The organism is Bacillus sp. bc15 (assembly GCF_900142585.1).
In the GTDB taxonomy this organism is placed as follows: Bacteria; Bacillota; Bacilli; order Bacillales; family Bacillaceae_G; genus Bacillus_A; species Bacillus_A cereus.
In genome coordinates, this window is sequence record NZ_FRBJ01000003.1 from 279,802 (window position 1) to 296,332 (window position 16,531).

Sequence of the window (16,531 nt, forward strand, 5' to 3'; positions counted from 1 at the left end):
ATATAGAGTAATTATATATAAGCATATATAATTACTCTATATTAGTTTTAAAATTGAAAACGTTTTATATACAGGGGGAAGAATGATGCTTGGGGTTTTCAAAAAAAATATTAATAAAACAAATGCCAGTATAATCGAATTAAGTAAGGACCAACAAATAACTTTTAATGTACCTACTAATTCTGAATTAAAAATTCAAATGGATATGCTTCATATTTCAAAAGAAGATTTACAAGTTGTAAAAGTACTACAGCCTTTTATTTATGCAGAAATTGATTGGATTACTGAAAAATTCTATGCCAACATTACAAAACAACCTAATTTAATTACTATTATTGAACGTTACAGCTCTATTCCAAAACTAAAACAAACTTTAAAAACACATATTAAAGAATTATTCAGCGGTAATATGCATGAAGATTTTATTGAGCAGCGTGTTAGGATTGCCAAAAGACATGTACAAATTGGTTTACATCGAAAATGGTATACTGCTGCTTATCAAGAATTATTCCGCTCTATCATGAAGATTTTACAAACAAAAATAACAACAATCGATGATTTTTCCTATTCCATAAATGTCATAAATAAATTATTCACTCTTGAACAAGAACTTGTTCTTGCAGCTTATGAATCTGAATATGAAAGAATGCAAAAAGAGCATGAGAAAGAAAAAGAAATAACTGCTATGACAATTACGCATATCGCAACAGAACTAGCTGCTGTATCTGAAAAGACAAGCTCTTCTATTCAAAAACTAACCGCTAAGTCTGAAACTATTGTAGAGATTGCTAAAACAGGTACATCATTAGCTACAACATCTGAAGAAAAAGCGAATAAAGGGAAAGAACAATTAAACCAGCAAAACAAACGAATGGGATCTATTCAAATGAATATGGAAACGATTATTACAGATACTCATGAACTTCTTGATATTTCTAACAAAATTAACGAAATCATAGATATCGTTAAATCAATCGCGGAGCAAACAAATTTACTCGCACTAAATGCTGCTATCGAGTCTGCACGTGCTGGAGAATTTGGGAAGGGGTTTTCTGTTGTTGCTGGTGAAATCCGAAAATTATCAGAGCAAACGAAAGAATCTATCTTTAACGTTACAAAGCTCGTCGAAAAAACAAATGAACAAATTATCCGTGTCTCGTCTTCCGTGAAACAAATTAGCTCTCTCGTATCAGAAGGAACGGATAGTATGTCGGCAACAGATCGATACTTCCAAGAAATTGTAAAAGATATGTCTAACTCAAAAGAACAGAATAAGAAAATTGAACATGAGCTACAAGCTATTTCACAAGTAATGAAAGGAATTCAAGATGATTCCTCACAAATGGCTCTAACAGCCGATAATTTACAACTAGAACTAAATCGATAAGATAAAGTGAAACTTTAATCAGCCCTCAACAATCGGGCTTTTACAGGCAGTCCGCCCCCACCTAACTTCTTTGCTTTCGCTGATTTTGAGGTGGGGGTCTTACTGTCCGGAAAATAGCGGAATAAAATTCAGGTCCGGCATACTTTCCATTTTGCACTGACTACTAAATTTCATCTTCCATCAAAAAAAAGAATCCAGAATGGATTCTTTTTATTTTCTGAAAAATATTTTTTGACAATACACATAACTCATATAAACACCAAAGCTCTGCAAAATAAACAATGCCGGCATAATTACATTGTAATATGCCATATCTACTTGGAAAAGCCTTAACAATACGTAGCCACTAATTAAAAATAAGAACAACATATATCCTTCATTTTGTTGTTTCTTAATAAGGAAGTGCAATAGAGCTATAGTCATAAACAATGTTACGGCTATATATATCAGTTTTTCACATTTGAAAAGAATAGAATTTATCCCCTCATCTGAAAACTGATTTATCATCGGTTCTAAAAGTTTAAATCTTTCTCCCTCAATCTCTTTTAACTTTTGATCAATATGCTCTGTTACACTTTGATTTTTCGATATTTTTTCCTCATGTTTCGTTTTTCCAATTAAGACAGATTGAACATACGTCTCATTCGAAATCGTATATTGTGACAATCCCATTGCCTTAATTCCATAATTCACACCAAAATGAGTACTATAAAATAGAATAAGTATCCCTACCATCTTTAGTAACACTTTTTGTTTCGTTGCTGATTGAGACACTTCAATTAATAATACATATACAGTGATAAAAATAGGAAGAAATAATCCCATTGGAAAAATCATATTACTAAATGCAAATAAAACCGCTGAAAACACCCACATATAAGGATGATCTAACCCTTTATATAAAAGTATGTAACAAGCAAAATAAAATAAAAATATTGCAAGTGACTCAGGAGTTAATACGGAACTCAGCAATATATTTGGAATATACAGAGCATAAAATATAGAAGCAATACGACCGCATTCTTCTCCAAAAACCATTGCCGCAATACGATAAATAAAAAATGCGGTTCCTGCGCAAAATAACACATTAAATAGTTGTAAAGCGAATAATGTATCACCGAATATACGAATGATTACTGACTCATATATAATAAAAAGCAAATGAGTTACAGTCTCTATATTATTACCAATTGCAATCTGCTTTGCAGACTCATACATCACTTTCATATCACCAATTATTGGAGCATCTACAAATAACAGCATACTAAGCCTCACAACTATAGATATACTTATAAGAAAAATAAGAAATTGTTTATCTGTAAAACGATATTGTAGAATTGATGCCACTAACAAAATAAGTATGACGAAAATTGCCAATATGATTGTTACACTTGTTGTACTTCCTCCAAAGAATTGCTTACTTGTCTCAAATGCTACCCAACAACTATAAACGAAAAATGCGAGCATCGCACCGATCGTAATTTTATTGAAGAAAGATGAAAAATTTGTTTGTATATGATTCATATGTCCATTGCACCTCTATTTCCATTCATAACAAAATGATTCTATCATGAATGGGTACACGGCTGATAGGGAATTTCTATGACGAATACATAGTCATTACTTTTTACTTGCAATGTAAGCGAATCCTCTTTTACACTACATTTTAGATAAAATAAATTTTCTTTCAGTTACATGAATACAAATACAGAAGTTTAAATAATCCTCTTTTGGAATACACTTTACTTCATTAAATATCTAATATGAGTACTCCGTTTACACATATTATTCTGATTGAAAACAGACTATAGGGGCTGAATATATGGAAAAGAAATTCATGCGAGAATCTAAAGCAATTAAGACAACACGTGTTTTTCCTAACGATTTAAATAATCACCAAACACTTTTTGGAGGGAAATTATTAGCAGAAATTGATAGTATTGCTTCAATTGCGGCTGCAAGACATAGTCGTAAACATTGCGTAACAGCATCTATTGATTCAGTTGATTTTTTAACTCCAATTCACCAAGCTGATTCTGTTTGTTATGAAGCATTTGTATGTTATACAGGGAAATCTTCAATGGAAGTTTTCGTAAAAGTAATCGCAGAAAATTTATTAGCAGGCGAGCGTAGAATTGCTGCTACTTGCTTCATTACATTTGTGGCTATAAAAGATGGAAAACCTTCGTCCGTACCACAAGTACTACCTGAAACTCAGGAAGAACATTGGTTATACACAACCGGTTTAGAACGCGCGGAAAACCGAAAAAAGGGACGTTTAAAAAGTAAAGAGATGGCTGAAGTTTTAACTTTAAGTAAGCCTTGGAATATTTAACATAATCTTCTCATCATACATGCACAGGTCCTTCCTTGCATGTATTTTTTATTATAAAAAATACTATCGCTTGCCTTTGTATCAGTGGCTTCCTCCTAAAATCACCCATCAGTTTTTCCTTTATTTTCTTATACTTTTAATGGTATATTAAGTAAAGTTGTTTATAAATAACCATAATATAGTTAAATATGTAAGGGGTGGTGCGGTAATGTCTATCGAGGTACCAATTTCAATACCAAAAACTTTGATTATTATTCCAGCCTATAATGAGGAAGAAGCAATTGCAGATACATTAACAAGATTACTAGAACTAAAACAACATTTTACAGCGTTAAGCATTTGCGTTATTAATGATGGCTCACAAGATAAAACAGCTCAAATCGTAAAAAATTTCCCTGTTCATCTTATTAATCTACCATATAATCTGGGCATCGGTTCAGCTGTACAAACTGGCTATAAATACGCATATGAGAATGGATATGATATTGCAATTCAGTTCGATGCTGATGGACAACATAATCCGGATGATTTATACAAAATTATACAGCCTATTGCTGAAGGCCAATGTGATATGGTGCTAGGTTCACGCTTTACAGAAAAAACAGCTTACAAAGGTAGTATTTCAAGGAGAATCGGTATTTTTTATTTTACTGCCCTACTGAAAGTTTTAACGAAACAAACATTTATGGATCCAACTTCTGGATATCGTGCTATCAATCGAGAAGTAATTACGATTTTTGCACACAATTATCCAAAAGATTATCCAGAGCCAGAAGTTCTTATTCATTTAAAAAAGAAAAAACTTCGCATTAATGAGATATCTGTAAATATGCAAGAGCGACAAGGTGGACAATCTTCCATCACACCTCTTAAATCTGCATATTACATGATTAAAGTAAGCCTTGCTATATTGATGCAAAAAATCGTGAAAGGTTGATAGTGAATGCATATAATTACCTTTTCATTCATCTTTATTTTGTTATTATTCTTCTTAATTATTAATTCTATTCGTCGCGGGGCTTTAGAAACAAAATATGCTATTTTGTGGATTTTTGTTTGTGTTGCAATGGCTATTTTAAGTTCTACTGATAAAATTATAAATTGGATTGGAAAACTATTAAAAGTAGAATATCCACCATCCATCTTATTCTTATTTGGATTATTATTCTGTTTCATCTTAATTTTTGACCTAACAAGAAAAATTTCTAAGCTACACCATCAACTTGTAACATTAACGCAAGATTATGCATTATTAAAGCAAAAATTAAACGTAACACAAACTGAAACTGAAACTGATAACTAATAGTTTTCTATTCAAATATGAATATATATAAAAAAACATCTTAATTTCTTTAAAAATTAAGATGTTTTTTATTTCAAACTATTTTTTGCTAATTAATAATTTACTAATTTTCATAACCGTTGCCACGGTGCCTACTCCAATTATAATAAATAAAAATGGGATTAATGGTAATGCATATCTTTCATATGCGGCATAAAAACATGTTAAAGCTGTTTGCAGTAAAAGAATTGACCATAAAAATGTAGTCTCTCTCCACCTTTTTAAAAGGAAGATAAATGAAAGTATTGTACATATTAAAAACATCGTCTTAATAAAATTATGTATTTCATTCATATCCTTTGCAGAAACATTGAATACTTCAATATTATGTTCTATAGAATAATACGGTTTTTTCCACATAATTTCTGGCTTCAAGATTAAATAACTCTCTATCATGGAATTCCTATCTGTTTTCCACCATTCTTTCATTTTATCTTTCGCTATTTTTTCTTCTAATTCCATAAATTCATGTGCTTCCAGGTTAGGGTACTTTGCGTGTAATTCTACTTCAAGTTCTGCCATATTCTTACCTTCTGGGTAACCTTTCCCTTGATACGTTCCAAGTAATAACGGATTTCCTGCCCCAGCAGTTAGTGGAATAAACTTATCAAATTGAATGTAATTGCGGGCCCACCATGGTCCAAGTACGATAAGTCCTATTCCTACACTTATAATCGCTTGCTTCATCATAATGCGGAATGGATAGCGCTTCATTAAGAGATATATAAATAATGGTATTGGATATAAAGCAACTTGTACGCGTAAGTACAATGCTAAAAAGTAGAAAATTAATACAATTAGGAAATGTTTCGTTTTATGAGTATCAGCTAATTTTAAACTCCAATATAATAATCCCAATGAAAAGAATAGAAACGGTCCTTCTGTTAAAGTTAAATTTTCCACAACAATCTCTGGAGGATACACAGCTAATAAGAAAGCACCTATTAATCCTGCAGCGGGATTCAATAAATAAGTACCAATCTTATAAGTTAGTAAAATACTAAGTACCCCTAATAGGATAATAATTAATTTAGCTACAAAAAGGCCTTCATTGCCATTTCCAAAAAAGTAAAATACAGTAGCTAAAAACGCTGGAAAACCTGGCATAATATGAATAGTTGGTTTATCCGGCTCATGATATGTTAACATTCCTGTTTCCAATAAAATATTTGCCGTTTTTTGATAGCCTAGATCATCGCTAGCTAGAGTCAAATCTGCACCATGTGTTTGTAAAGTTGCAAAACGAAGCGCAAAACCGACTATCATAATAATCCCTAAAAGGATTACATTAGATTTGCGAGTAAATCGCCTTAACATCTCATCTTCTCCCTTCAAATACATAATTTTCAAATTATATTTCTATATTTTTACAAGACAATATATTCTATAATAAATACTTTTTATACAAAGTACAATAATAGAAAGTTGATTTACAAAGTTTATATGCGTTAAACTGATACAGATGTTCTTGTAATCTTCTTCCTTTCAAAAGGCTTGTATATATGGTGCAAGACATAAAAAATTTGAGGAGATAAAAATTCTATGATGGAACAAAAACAACTTGTTTCTGTTGTCATACCCCTGTATAACACAGAAAAATATATTGAAGAAACAATGCAGTCAATACTGGATCAAACATATAAAAACATTGAAATTGTAATTGTAGATGATGGAAGTAAAGATCAATCACCTTCTATCGTAAAAAATCTTGCAGAAAAATATCCGGTTCAAGTAAAATACGTTCACCAAAAAAACCAAGGTGTTTCAGTAGCTCGTAATACAGGGATTGAAAATGCTAGCGGAGAATATGTCGCTTTCCTTGATAGTGATGACTTATGGCATCCAACTAAAATTGAGAAACAAATCGAGAGTATGCATAAAAACAACATGGACGCGTGCTATTGTGGTTATATGAATTTCTACGAAGAAACAGGTGAAAAGGTTGAGCATACAACAAACTTTATTAAAGGTGATATGGCAAAAGCATTCTTAACACACCAAGTTGTTGCTCAAACAAGTACTTGGATTTTCAAACGCTCTATCGCAATGAATTATAATATCCGTTTTACACCAGGATGTAGCTGGGGAGAAGACTTGGAGTTTTTATTTAAACTAATGAATGTGACAAATGTATGCTATGTCGATGAATACTTAACATATTATAGAATCTTATCGGAAGGAAATCTTTCTTCTAAATATAAAGATTACGAATTAAAAACCACTAAAGAACTGGAAGTATTCAATCGTATGAAAGACTGGGTACATAATAAATCTCAAGACTTCATTACGAAAGACCCTCAGTCACTTATTGAGATTCTTGAGACTTATTTATTCCCTTATACGGTTATCAATAATGCTTGTATATACATTAAAGAAAACTCTCAATTGGATAATGCTCAAGTTCAATTAATCAAAAAAGATATAAAGAAATATTGCCGTAAAATCTATTCAAAAAACGGAAAGCGTAGTAAAAAACTATATGCAATGCTTTGGTTTGTGCGAATTAAATTTCTGTTTTCTTAAACCGAAAATATAGTACTCACCTCTCTTTCCGTAAACAAATCAAATTTACAAATAGGACAAACTAAAAAAGTCCTAAAGAATAGAAAGGTTTTTTCTCATGAAAACAAATAAGATTCTTAAAAATGCCTCCTACCTATTTGTAGGAAATATTACTGTTCGATTTGTACTTGCTATCGCGACGATTCTCTTTGCAAGATACGTTTCTCCTGGTGAGTATGGAATGTTTACAACTGCATTAGCAGTTTCCGCTGTTATTTGTTATTTCACAGATGCAGGTTTGACACATACGTTTATGCGTGAAGGAACAAGAAAGGATGCAAATATTAGCGTACTAATCAGTAGTTATTTACGCATTCGTTTCGTATTAGCTGTCGTAATTTCTGTACTCTTCGCTATTTTTGCTCAGTTCTTCTATACGGATGTCTACTTACGTGCCATGGTATATTGGGTTGTACTACCGACAATGTTTGGAGCAACTTTACAAGGCGTTGGAATGGCTTATTTCCAAGTAACAGAACGTATGCAATTTACAGCGATTATTTCTGTACTACAAGGTGTAACAGCCGCAGCTGCGCTTCTACTAGGAATGTCGTTGAAATGGTCACTTATGACAGTCGCTGCCATGTACGGGATATCTAGTCTTGTAACAGGAGTCATCGCCTTCATAATGGTACTGCGCCATACAACAGTTCATAAGGGCTGGGACAAAGGAATTTTAGATCAACTGCTGATTTTCACAATCAATGGCATTATCATTATGCTTTTACCACAGTTAGGCCCTATTATATTAGAAAAAGTTTCGACGTATGAGCAAGTTGGATTCTTTGGAGCTGCATCGAAAATACCTGCAGTCCTTTATCAAATACCTGGTGTAATTGCAGCAGCCTTCTATCCAAAATTATTTGCGTTTGGAAATGAAAAGAATATTGATGAACATAGAAAACTATCTCAGTTTGAATTAAAACTGATGTCTTTCTTAGGAATGGGGATCTCCATTCCATTTATCGCTGATCCAAGCTTTTGGATTGTTACTTTATTAGGTGAAGAATATGCGCCAGCTGGTGATGCTCTTGCCATTTTAGCCTTTATGGTCATTCTACAATCTATTAACTATCCACTTGCTGATAATTTAACGACAATTGGTCAACAATGGAAACGCGCAACAACAATGGGAATCGGACTAGCTGTTGCCGTTATAAGTTACATCGTCTTAGGTGGTCAGTTTGGAATGATGGGAGCCGCTATTGCCGCTATCCTTACCGAGATTACGTTATTAATCGGATTCACTCTATTTGTTCGTAAAGGCTTCTCTTTACTATTTAAAGGGATTATATTCAATACCTTAGCCTTTATAATCAGCTATATTCTATACCGTACAATATTAATTACCTTACCGCCACTAGTTGCTTTAACAATTACTGGTATATTATACGGTATTATCGGTCTTGCAATCGATCCACAAATACGCGGATTGATTTTAGGATTTATAAATAAAAAACTGGCTCGAAAATAAATAAAAATAAAAACTTCAAATCAAATTTGAAGTTTTTATTTTTATCTTCTTCACTTAAAAAATGAGCCCTTTTCCAATCTATATCTTAAATTGACTTGCCTTTCTGGAATGATTATACTTGGAAACGAACAGCACTAGATGTACAACAGCTATTATTAAGGTAATTCATAGTTAATTCTTCATGTAAATATTAACTATTCACGCCCTAAATTTAACACAAATTGCACAAATGAACACTTTATTAATACTATTAAAAATCGCCGATTCATACATAGTTTTTCTTCATCCTAAAACGATATCCAGAGATGAAGAATGTGGCAATTGCATTTAAGGAGGCTTATTTATTTAATGACTTCAGAAGTAAATAAAAGAACATTTTTCAGTAAAAGCACACTTATTATTATTCCATTATTAATAATATGTGCATTTGCTTTTCATTACTTTTTCCTAAAATCAGACAGTGTATTTTCTAGTACGGGAGATGCATTATCACAATTCAGTTTCTTTACATTCCTTTTACAACACGCATTTAAAGATGGGAATTTATTTTGGTCTTGGGATTATGGATTAGGTGGAGATTTATTCGGAGAATTTAGTTATTACTATAGTACAGCACCATTTTTCTGGCTTACACTTCTACTTCCTAAACTAAATTTTGACCAAATCTTTGAGCTGAAGCTATATATGAGTATTTTAAAAAGTACATTAGCGATGTTATTCATGTATGGTTCTTTACGTTATCACAATAAAACTATTTTTTCTTCTTTCATTTCTGCCATTATATATGGAGGATGTGTAACTTTCATTCGCCATTCTTTATTATGGGATTTCATGGCAGATGCTATAGTATTTTTACCTTTAGTAATATGGGGATTAGATAAATATATTTTAGAGCGAAAAAAGGGACTATTCCTGTTTGCAACAGCACTTATGCTTGCATCAAATTTCTATTTCGCTTTCATTACTAGTATTTTTATCTATATTTATGCCTTTTTCCAATATTTCGCTACACAGCAGGACAAAACAATTAAAACATTTATAATTTATTATATTAGAATTGCTTTTCTATATGCTTTATCACTAGGTTTATCTGCTGTTTGCTTTATACCATCTGTAAATGGTGTATTCAGTTCCGATCGACTTGCTACAAAATTTACTATACCGTTATTTTTTGAAGATACGTTTTATAAAAACTTAATGGAAAGTATCTTTTTCATTAATAATACAGAGGATTATCAGCTTGCATTCCCTGTTTTCATCCTCTTCCTTATTACTAGCGCGCTTCTAATACGCAATAAACTTGTCACAAATAAATTGCTCTTTACTGGGTTTATGTTAGTGCTATATATGCTTCCATATACGTATTCCGTATTTAATGGCTTTTCTGCTATGCAATACAGATGGTTTTACTTATTTGCATTTGTGGTTGCGCAAACTGTCGCCTACATTCTAGATTGGATGCTGCTCCACAAAAAGAATGTCAATTCTTTAATAGGTCCTTTGCTAGCAACAGCATTATTTATTTACGCATTCTATAGAAAAGTAAATATAAACGCACAGCCGCTACAAACGATTGATAAAATTTTAATTTGCACTACTATATTATCTATTATTACAATATTACTATGGCGCTATTTATCAAAAGTATCCTTACAATGTTTCATTGTATTAAATGTACTCGTCAATGTAATATTTATTAATTACTTCTATTCAGATTTTGCTCTTAGTAAACACTTTAATCAAGCAGGCGTGACAAAAGAATCATTACATGGGCCAGGTCTTGATAATAAGGATGAAATTGACGCAATTCGTTATATACAAAATCAAGATAAAGATTTTTATCGAATTATCAATCCAAACAATAATTATAAAAATACGCCGATGTTGCAAGGTTATCATGGTACAAGTACTTATCAAAGCTTAGTCAATTATCATGTTCATGACTTTATGAAGAATAAGTACAATGTTTTCCAAGGATATGATAGCCCATCTATGTTCTTCCAGTTAGATAAACGATTATTCCTTGAGAACATGCTAGGGGTAAAATATTATGTACTAAGTGAAGGTGCTAATAAAACCGAAATTCCTTATGGCTATAAGCATTTACAACAAGTAGGTCCTTACAACATTTATAAAAATGAATTTGCACTACCATTAGGCTATGTATACGAAGCTGGAATAAGTGAGGAAGAATTTTCAAAACTTAATTTTGCCGAGAAAGATCAACTTTTATTAGATGCTGTAGTTGTAAATGATGTTGGAAGTCTTCCATTAAAACAATTTAATACAAAACAGCTAGATTCAAAACAAATTAAGATTAATCCAAATAAAATGAAGTGGGAAAATATAGAGAAAGAGAAAGATATACTCACTGTTCATGAAAATGGGCGTATAATAGTACCTATTGATAATAACGATATGTTAGGTGATCTTCTTGTTGAAATTAAAATTAGAAATATAAACAAGGAATCATTTGGAGTTACCGTGAATGACAAATCTATGATAAAAGGTAATGAGGATGGAGCTTATGCTTATCCGTTAGAAAGATTTGTTTACAACTTAGGAAAAGATGCGAAGCCAACCGAGCTAATCATTTCTATTCCTACTCCTGGTCAATATGAGTTGAAAGACTTACAAATCAACAGTACTAACTATCAGACTGTCCCGAAAAAAGTAAATACTTTAAAAGAAAATAGTCTACAAAACATTTACTATGAAGGTAACTCCTTAAAAGGTGAGATTAATTCCACTAAGGATGGATTACTATATTTATCGGTACCGTATAGTAAAGGATGGTCAATAAAAGTTGACGGTAAAGAAACGGAATTTACGAAGGCTAATTCCACCTTTATTGGCGTTCCTATTTCTAAAGGGCAACATGTAGTTGAAATGAAATACGTCACACCTTATTTCAAAATGGGTCTCGTTATTTCTATCATTTCATTTATCATTTGCATCTCGCTTCTAGTTCTTGGAGATACGAAAAGATATTCAAAATTAAAAAATCGTTTTAAAAAAAGTTATTAAAATGAAGTGAAGTAAAAGTTGAAGATGATTGCTTCACTTTTACTTCATGCCCAGTTTAAAATTACACCTAAGGAGGTCCTAACATGACCCTTTCAATAGTAGTACCATGCTACAATGAGGAAAAGGTGCTTCGTGCCTTTTATTCAGAGACTTCTCTTGAAATTCATAAATTAACTACCGATTATGAATTTGTTTTTGTTAATGATGGTAGTAAAGATGATACCTTAAATATTTTACGTGATTTAGCTAGTGCAGATTCATCGGTACACTATATATCGTTTAGTCGAAACTTCGGAAAAGAAGCTGCAATGTTAGCAGGTTTAAAATATGCTACAGGCGATGCAATCGTTATTATGGATGCTGACTTACAACACCCTCCTACATTAATAAAAGAACTGTTAGAAGGATATAACGACGGCTACGACCAAGTCATTGCAAAAAGGACAAGAACTGGTGATTCACCCGTTCGCTCTTTCGTCTCTCGTCTTTACTATAAAGTAATGAATAAATTTGTAGATATTGAATTAGTAGATGGTATTGGTGACTTTAGACTTTTAAGCCGAAGAGCAGTGGATTCTTTAGTATCTTTAAGTGAATACAACCGATTTTCGAAGGGCTTATTCTCTTGGATTGGTTATAACGAATTAATCATTGAATATGAAAATGTATTACGTTCTGATGGAGAAAGTAAATGGACCTTCTCGAAATTATTAAATTACGGAATTGATGGTGTAATTTCATTCAATAATAAACCGTTACGTCTATCTATATATCTCGGATTACTAACAACCATTTTTGGACTTTTATATGTAATCACTACGTTCGTTCAAATCATCCTTGGTGGTGTGGAAGTTCCTGGTTACTTTACTCTCATTTCCGCTATACTATTTATTGGCGGTATTCAACTCATATTCCTAGGGGTTATTGGTGAATATATCGGTCGTATTTATTATGAAACAAAACGTAGACCACATTTTATTGTAGCTGAAAAGAAAGTTAGTGAAGTTAAACAAAAGGCATAACAAAAAAGTTACTTCTATAGGTAGAAGTAACTTTTTTATATCCTAACATTTACACACCCTTTTTTTGCATAGATATAATCATTTCTTTTAGCCCATTATAATACGAAGTTTTTGGTATCTCCCCGATACACCTCTCATATTTCTCCCCGCTTAATACAACTGGTTTTTCCGTCAAATATAGCATTTCCACAAATTCTTTCATCTGCTTATCAAACAGACCAATGAACTGGATCATTCCTCTTTTTACAGCTATTATTCGTTTGGTATATCCCGTTAATTCCCGTATGTGTTGAATCATTTCCTCACCTGTAATGACACCATAACCTGGTATGTTCCAATTTTGTCCATAGGCCTCATCATGTGAAGCTAATTCAACCATCGCTTTTGCACCATCTGGTGTAAAAATATATTCACGGGCAATCTTTTTATCTCCAACAAAGCTAGACATTTTATTTGCAAGTATTCCCTTTAATGTATGATGGACAAGTGTATTTTCTGCATTTGGACCATAAAAGTCTGGGAAATGAGCAATAAACATTCGTACATTAGCTTGTTTTGCCATCTCTTCAAGTTGTAAACGAATCTTCCCTTTCTTTGTTTGTGGTCTCTTTTTAGCATCTTCTTTTACAAGCCCTTCCCCTTGCCTTCCATACGCATAAATATTATCAACTATTCCTAGTTTGATACCGTAATGTTTCGATACCTCTAATATGTTTATTAATAATTTCTCTTGTTGTTTCTCCCAATCTGAATACGGAATATTTACAGCATGAAATATAATATCAACATCTTTAGCAGCATTCATTATATCCTCTTGTATAAATACGTCGCCTGCTACAACTTCTACATGTTTGTTCCCAGAAAATAATGCACCTAATCTCTCCTTATTTCTTGCAAAAGCAACTACATGAATCCCTCGGCCACATAATTCGTTTACAATTGCATAACCCATTGAACCAGAAGCACCTAATACTAAAGCCTTCTTCATTATAAATCCCCTCCTAAATTAATTAACCACCGTTCAATTAATGTTAAAAAGAAAATCACTTACATAAGAAGCGATTTTGAAATAAACTCTACATGTACTTTAGCCAAACCTTGTAGTTCTTCAAACGTTTGACCACTTCTGCAATAATGTGCTACAAATCCATGTAATGATAAAAAAACAGACCATATTATCATCGCATTTAATTTCCCATCACATAAAGAAGAAATAACCTTCGCAAATTTTTCATAGCTAACATTAGGACTATTTGCCAAACACTCTTTTAATTCGACATCTTTAATTAAAAACATAATTTCATAATGACTCTGATTTCTTAGACCAAATTCAATAAAACCGAATAAAACTGCTCTTAGTTGCTCTTCTCTCGATAATTTTTGATTACAAATTTCATCTAACTTTTTATTTAATAATTGAAAATCCTGTTCCACCATTGCGTAAAATAGCTCTGCTTTGTTTTTAAAATGATAATAAATCGAACCATGGCTATATCCAAGTTCTGTTGCAATTTTGCGCATTGAAGTATGTTGATATCCTTGTGCTATAAATAGCCCCCTAGCTACATTCATAATCATTTCTCTTGTTAGTTCTTGTTTAACCGCTTTCCTTGGCGACATATTTCATACCTCACACATTTAATTAACCATCGTTCAATTATATTATATATTTTCAGAAAATTAATGCAACCCTTTTTTTGAAAAAATATACATTTTGAAATGATGGCATTATATGAAAGAATTTAGTATCATGATTCAAGGTACTATTTCAAGTTGGACGGAGGATACTATGAGCTTATTAACAGTTGAAAAATTAGGACATACATTTGGCGATCGTACATTATTTAAAGATGTATCTATGCGATTATTAGCAGGTGAGCACGTTGGATTAGTTGGTGCAAACGGTGTTGGTAAATCAACATTCATGAATATCATTACTGGTCAGCTTATTCATGACGAAGGTCGTGTAGAATGGACACCAGGCACACATTACGGTTACTTAGATCAGCATACGGTTTTAACGCCTGGACGTACAATTCGTGACGTACTAGCGGATGCATTTTTACCGTTATTCGAAAAGGAAACAGCTTTAAATGAAGTTACAGAAAAAATGGGAACTGCTACACCAGAAGAACTAGAAGAACTTCTTGAACAAATGGCAGAAATACAAGATGCACTTGAAGCAGGTGGTTTCTATTTACTAGATATGAAAATTGAAGAGGCTGCACGTGGTCTTGGAATTGATGCTATTGGTTTAGATCGTGATGTTTCAGCACTAAGTGGTGGACAACGTACAAAAGTATTGCTTGCAAAGCTATTACTTGAACAACCAGAAGTGCTATTGCTTGATGAACCTACTAACTATTTAGATGTTGAACATATTCATTGGTTAACAACTTATTTAAAAGAATATCCACATGCGTTCTTATTAATTTCTCATGATACAGAATTTATGAACAAATGTGTTGATGTTATTTTCCATCTAGAATTCACAAAAATGACACGCTATACAGCGACATATGAAAAATTCCTAGAACTAGCAGAAATTAATAAAAATCAACATATAAACGCTTATGAAAAGCAGCGCGAGTTTATCAAAAAGCAAGAAGACTTCATTGCAAAGAACAAGGCTCGTTATTCAACGACAGGTCGTGCAAAGAGTCGTCAAAAACAACTTGATCGCATGGAACTTATTGATCGTCCGGAAACAGCAATTAAACCTGAATTCTCATTTAAAGAAAGTCGTGCAAGTAGTCGCTTTGTCTTTGAAGGTGAAAATGTAGAAATCGGATATACACATCCGCTACTACCAAAACTATCAATGACAATTGAGCGTGGTGAAAAAATTGCTATTGTTGGATGTAATGGTGTTGGTAAATCAACGTTACTAAAAACAATCTTAGGTAAAATTAAACCTTTAAACGGTAAAACAAGTCTTGGTGACTTCTTAGAGCCTGCATACTTTGAGCAAGAAGTTAAAGCTGATAATATAACACCAATTGATGATGTATGGAATACATTCCCTGGCCTAGACCAGCATCAAATTCGTGCGATGTTAGCAAAATGCGGATTAAAAAATGAACATATTTCTCGTCCATTAAGTCAATTAAGTGGTGGAGAACAAGCAAAAGTTCGTTTATGTAAGTTAATGGGTGAAGAAAGTAACTGGCTACTATTTGATGAGCCGACAAACCATCTTGATGTTACAGCAAAAGAAGAACTTAAGAAGGCTATGAAAGCATACAAAGGGACTATTCTTCTTGTATGTCACGAACCGGAATTCTATGAAGATTGGATCACAAAGGTTTGGGATGTAGAAGAATGGTCTCAAAATAGTAAGTAATCATTAATAAAAAACTCCTTGTGTAGACAAGGAGTTTTT

General features: G+C 32.5%; 13 protein-coding genes. 9 read left to right on the plus strand and 4 right to left on the minus strand.

What is annotated here, in order from left to right; translation table 11 throughout:
- Window positions 1-85 precede the first annotated feature (85 nt).
- A complete protein-coding gene (locus tag BUA87_RS15150) occupies window positions 86-1,387 on the plus strand; it encodes a globin-coupled sensor protein (RefSeq protein ID WP_072940169.1) in 1,302 nt (433 codons plus the stop codon).
- Between the two features lie 210 nt (window positions 1,388-1,597).
- On the opposite strand, the gene BUA87_RS15155 is transcribed toward BUA87_RS15150, so the two are convergent.
- Window positions 1,598-2,911 carry an ArnT family glycosyltransferase gene (locus tag BUA87_RS15155; protein WP_072940172.1) on the minus strand — a complete coding sequence of 438 codons (1,314 nt, stop codon included), beginning with the start codon at window positions 2,909-2,911 and terminating at the stop codon, window positions 1,598-1,600.
- Between the two features lie 298 nt (window positions 2,912-3,209).
- Here BUA87_RS15155 and BUA87_RS15160 point away from each other — a divergent pair, with 298 nt between their 5' ends.
- From BUA87_RS15160 to BUA87_RS15170, 3 genes are all read left to right on the plus strand, one after another.
- Entirely contained in the window at window positions 3,210-3,722 is a 513-nt protein-coding gene (locus tag BUA87_RS15160) for an acyl-CoA thioesterase (protein WP_000412129.1), read from the plus strand.
- A gap of 208 nt (window positions 3,723-3,930) precedes the next feature.
- Window positions 3,931-4,659 carry a glycosyltransferase family 2 protein gene (locus BUA87_RS15165; protein ID WP_000021473.1) on the plus strand — a complete coding sequence of 243 codons (729 nt, stop codon included), beginning with the start codon at window positions 3,931-3,933 and terminating at the stop codon, window positions 4,657-4,659.
- Between the two features lie 6 nt (window positions 4,660-4,665).
- Window positions 4,666-5,025, plus strand: a complete 360-nt coding sequence (locus tag BUA87_RS15170; protein ID WP_072940175.1) for a DUF2304 domain-containing protein — start codon at window positions 4,666-4,668, stop codon at window positions 5,023-5,025.
- A 78-nt stretch (window positions 5,026-5,103) separates the two neighbouring features.
- Here the strand turns inward: BUA87_RS15170 and BUA87_RS15175 are convergent, their stop codons facing one another.
- Window positions 5,104-6,381, minus strand: a complete 1,278-nt coding sequence (locus BUA87_RS15175; protein ID WP_071713904.1) for a glycosyltransferase family 39 protein — start codon at window positions 6,379-6,381, stop codon at window positions 5,104-5,106.
- A gap of 225 nt (window positions 6,382-6,606) precedes the next feature.
- On the opposite strand from BUA87_RS15175, the gene BUA87_RS15180 reads away from it, so the two are divergent.
- The 4 genes from BUA87_RS15180 to BUA87_RS15195 all read left to right on the plus strand — a co-directional run bounded on the left by BUA87_RS15180 (window position 6,607) and on the right by BUA87_RS15195 (window position 13,149).
- Window positions 6,607-7,587 carry a glycosyltransferase family 2 protein gene (locus BUA87_RS15180; RefSeq protein ID WP_072940178.1) on the plus strand — a complete coding sequence of 327 codons (981 nt, stop codon included), beginning with the start codon at window positions 6,607-6,609 and terminating at the stop codon, window positions 7,585-7,587.
- Between the two features lie 97 nt (window positions 7,588-7,684).
- Window positions 7,685-9,100, plus strand: a complete 1,416-nt coding sequence (locus BUA87_RS15185; RefSeq protein ID WP_029443701.1) for an oligosaccharide flippase family protein — start codon at window positions 7,685-7,687, stop codon at window positions 9,098-9,100.
- A 348-nt stretch (window positions 9,101-9,448) separates the two neighbouring features.
- Window positions 9,449-12,127 (plus strand): YfhO family protein, encoded by a 2,679-nt coding sequence (locus BUA87_RS15190; RefSeq protein WP_072940181.1) that lies wholly within the window; start codon window positions 9,449-9,451, stop codon window positions 12,125-12,127.
- An 83-nt stretch (window positions 12,128-12,210) separates the two neighbouring features.
- Entirely contained in the window at window positions 12,211-13,149 is a 939-nt protein-coding gene (locus BUA87_RS15195; protein ID WP_043935117.1) for a glycosyltransferase family 2 protein, read from the plus strand.
- A gap of 49 nt (window positions 13,150-13,198) precedes the next feature.
- Here the strand turns inward: BUA87_RS15195 and BUA87_RS15200 are convergent, their stop codons facing one another.
- Together BUA87_RS15200 and BUA87_RS15205 are read right to left on the minus strand one after the other, a co-directional pair.
- Window positions 13,199-14,137, minus strand: a complete 939-nt coding sequence (locus BUA87_RS15200; protein ID WP_000709948.1) for an NAD(P)H-binding protein — start codon at window positions 14,135-14,137, stop codon at window positions 13,199-13,201.
- Between the two features lie 59 nt (window positions 14,138-14,196).
- Window positions 14,197-14,769: a TetR/AcrR family transcriptional regulator gene (locus BUA87_RS15205; RefSeq protein WP_065486003.1), complete on the minus strand. Its 573-nt coding sequence runs from the start codon at window positions 14,767-14,769 to the stop codon at window positions 14,197-14,199.
- 169 nt (window positions 14,770-14,938) lie between these two features.
- Between BUA87_RS15205 and BUA87_RS15210 the strand changes: the two genes are divergently transcribed.
- The gene (locus tag BUA87_RS15210; protein ID WP_063549394.1) at window positions 14,939-16,492 is read left to right on the plus strand and encodes an ABC-F family ATP-binding cassette domain-containing protein; all 1,554 of its coding nucleotides are present in this window, start codon (window positions 14,939-14,941) and stop codon (window positions 16,490-16,492) included.
- The last annotated feature ends 39 nt before the right edge of the window (window positions 16,493-16,531 follow it).

What these genes read in the sequence shown, in the direction of transcription:
- BUA87_RS15160 (WP_000412129.1), top strand. Translation starts at nt 3,210, where the DNA reads ATGGAAAAGAAATTCATGCGAGAATCTAAAGCAATTAAGACAACACGT.
- BUA87_RS15200 (WP_000709948.1), bottom strand. Translation starts at nt 14,137, where the DNA reads ATGAAGAAGGCTTTAGTATTAGGTGCTTCTGGTTCAATGGGTTATGCA.
- BUA87_RS15195 (WP_043935117.1), top strand. Translation starts at nt 12,211, where the DNA reads ATGACCCTTTCAATAGTAGTACCATGCTACAATGAGGAAAAGGTGCTT.
- BUA87_RS15180 (WP_072940178.1), top strand. Translation starts at nt 6,607, where the DNA reads ATGATGGAACAAAAACAACTTGTTTCTGTTGTCATACCCCTGTATAAC.
- BUA87_RS15170 (WP_072940175.1), top strand. Translation starts at nt 4,666, where the DNA reads ATGCATATAATTACCTTTTCATTCATCTTTATTTTGTTATTATTCTTC.
- BUA87_RS15175 (WP_071713904.1), bottom strand. Translation starts at nt 6,381, where the DNA reads ATGTTAAGGCGATTTACTCGCAAATCTAATGTAATCCTTTTAGGGATT.
- BUA87_RS15205 (WP_065486003.1), bottom strand. Translation starts at nt 14,769, where the DNA reads ATGTCGCCAAGGAAAGCGGTTAAACAAGAACTAACAAGAGAAATGATT.
- BUA87_RS15190 (WP_072940181.1), top strand. Translation starts at nt 9,449, where the DNA reads ATGACTTCAGAAGTAAATAAAAGAACATTTTTCAGTAAAAGCACACTT.
- BUA87_RS15155 (WP_072940172.1), bottom strand. Translation starts at nt 2,911, where the DNA reads ATGAATCATATACAAACAAATTTTTCATCTTTCTTCAATAAAATTACG.
- BUA87_RS15210 (WP_063549394.1), top strand. Translation starts at nt 14,939, where the DNA reads ATGAGCTTATTAACAGTTGAAAAATTAGGACATACATTTGGCGATCGT.
- BUA87_RS15165 (WP_000021473.1), top strand. Translation starts at nt 3,931, where the DNA reads ATGTCTATCGAGGTACCAATTTCAATACCAAAAACTTTGATTATTATT.
- BUA87_RS15150 (WP_072940169.1), top strand. Translation starts at nt 86, where the DNA reads ATGCTTGGGGTTTTCAAAAAAAATATTAATAAAACAAATGCCAGTATA.
- BUA87_RS15185 (WP_029443701.1), top strand. Translation starts at nt 7,685, where the DNA reads ATGAAAACAAATAAGATTCTTAAAAATGCCTCCTACCTATTTGTAGGA.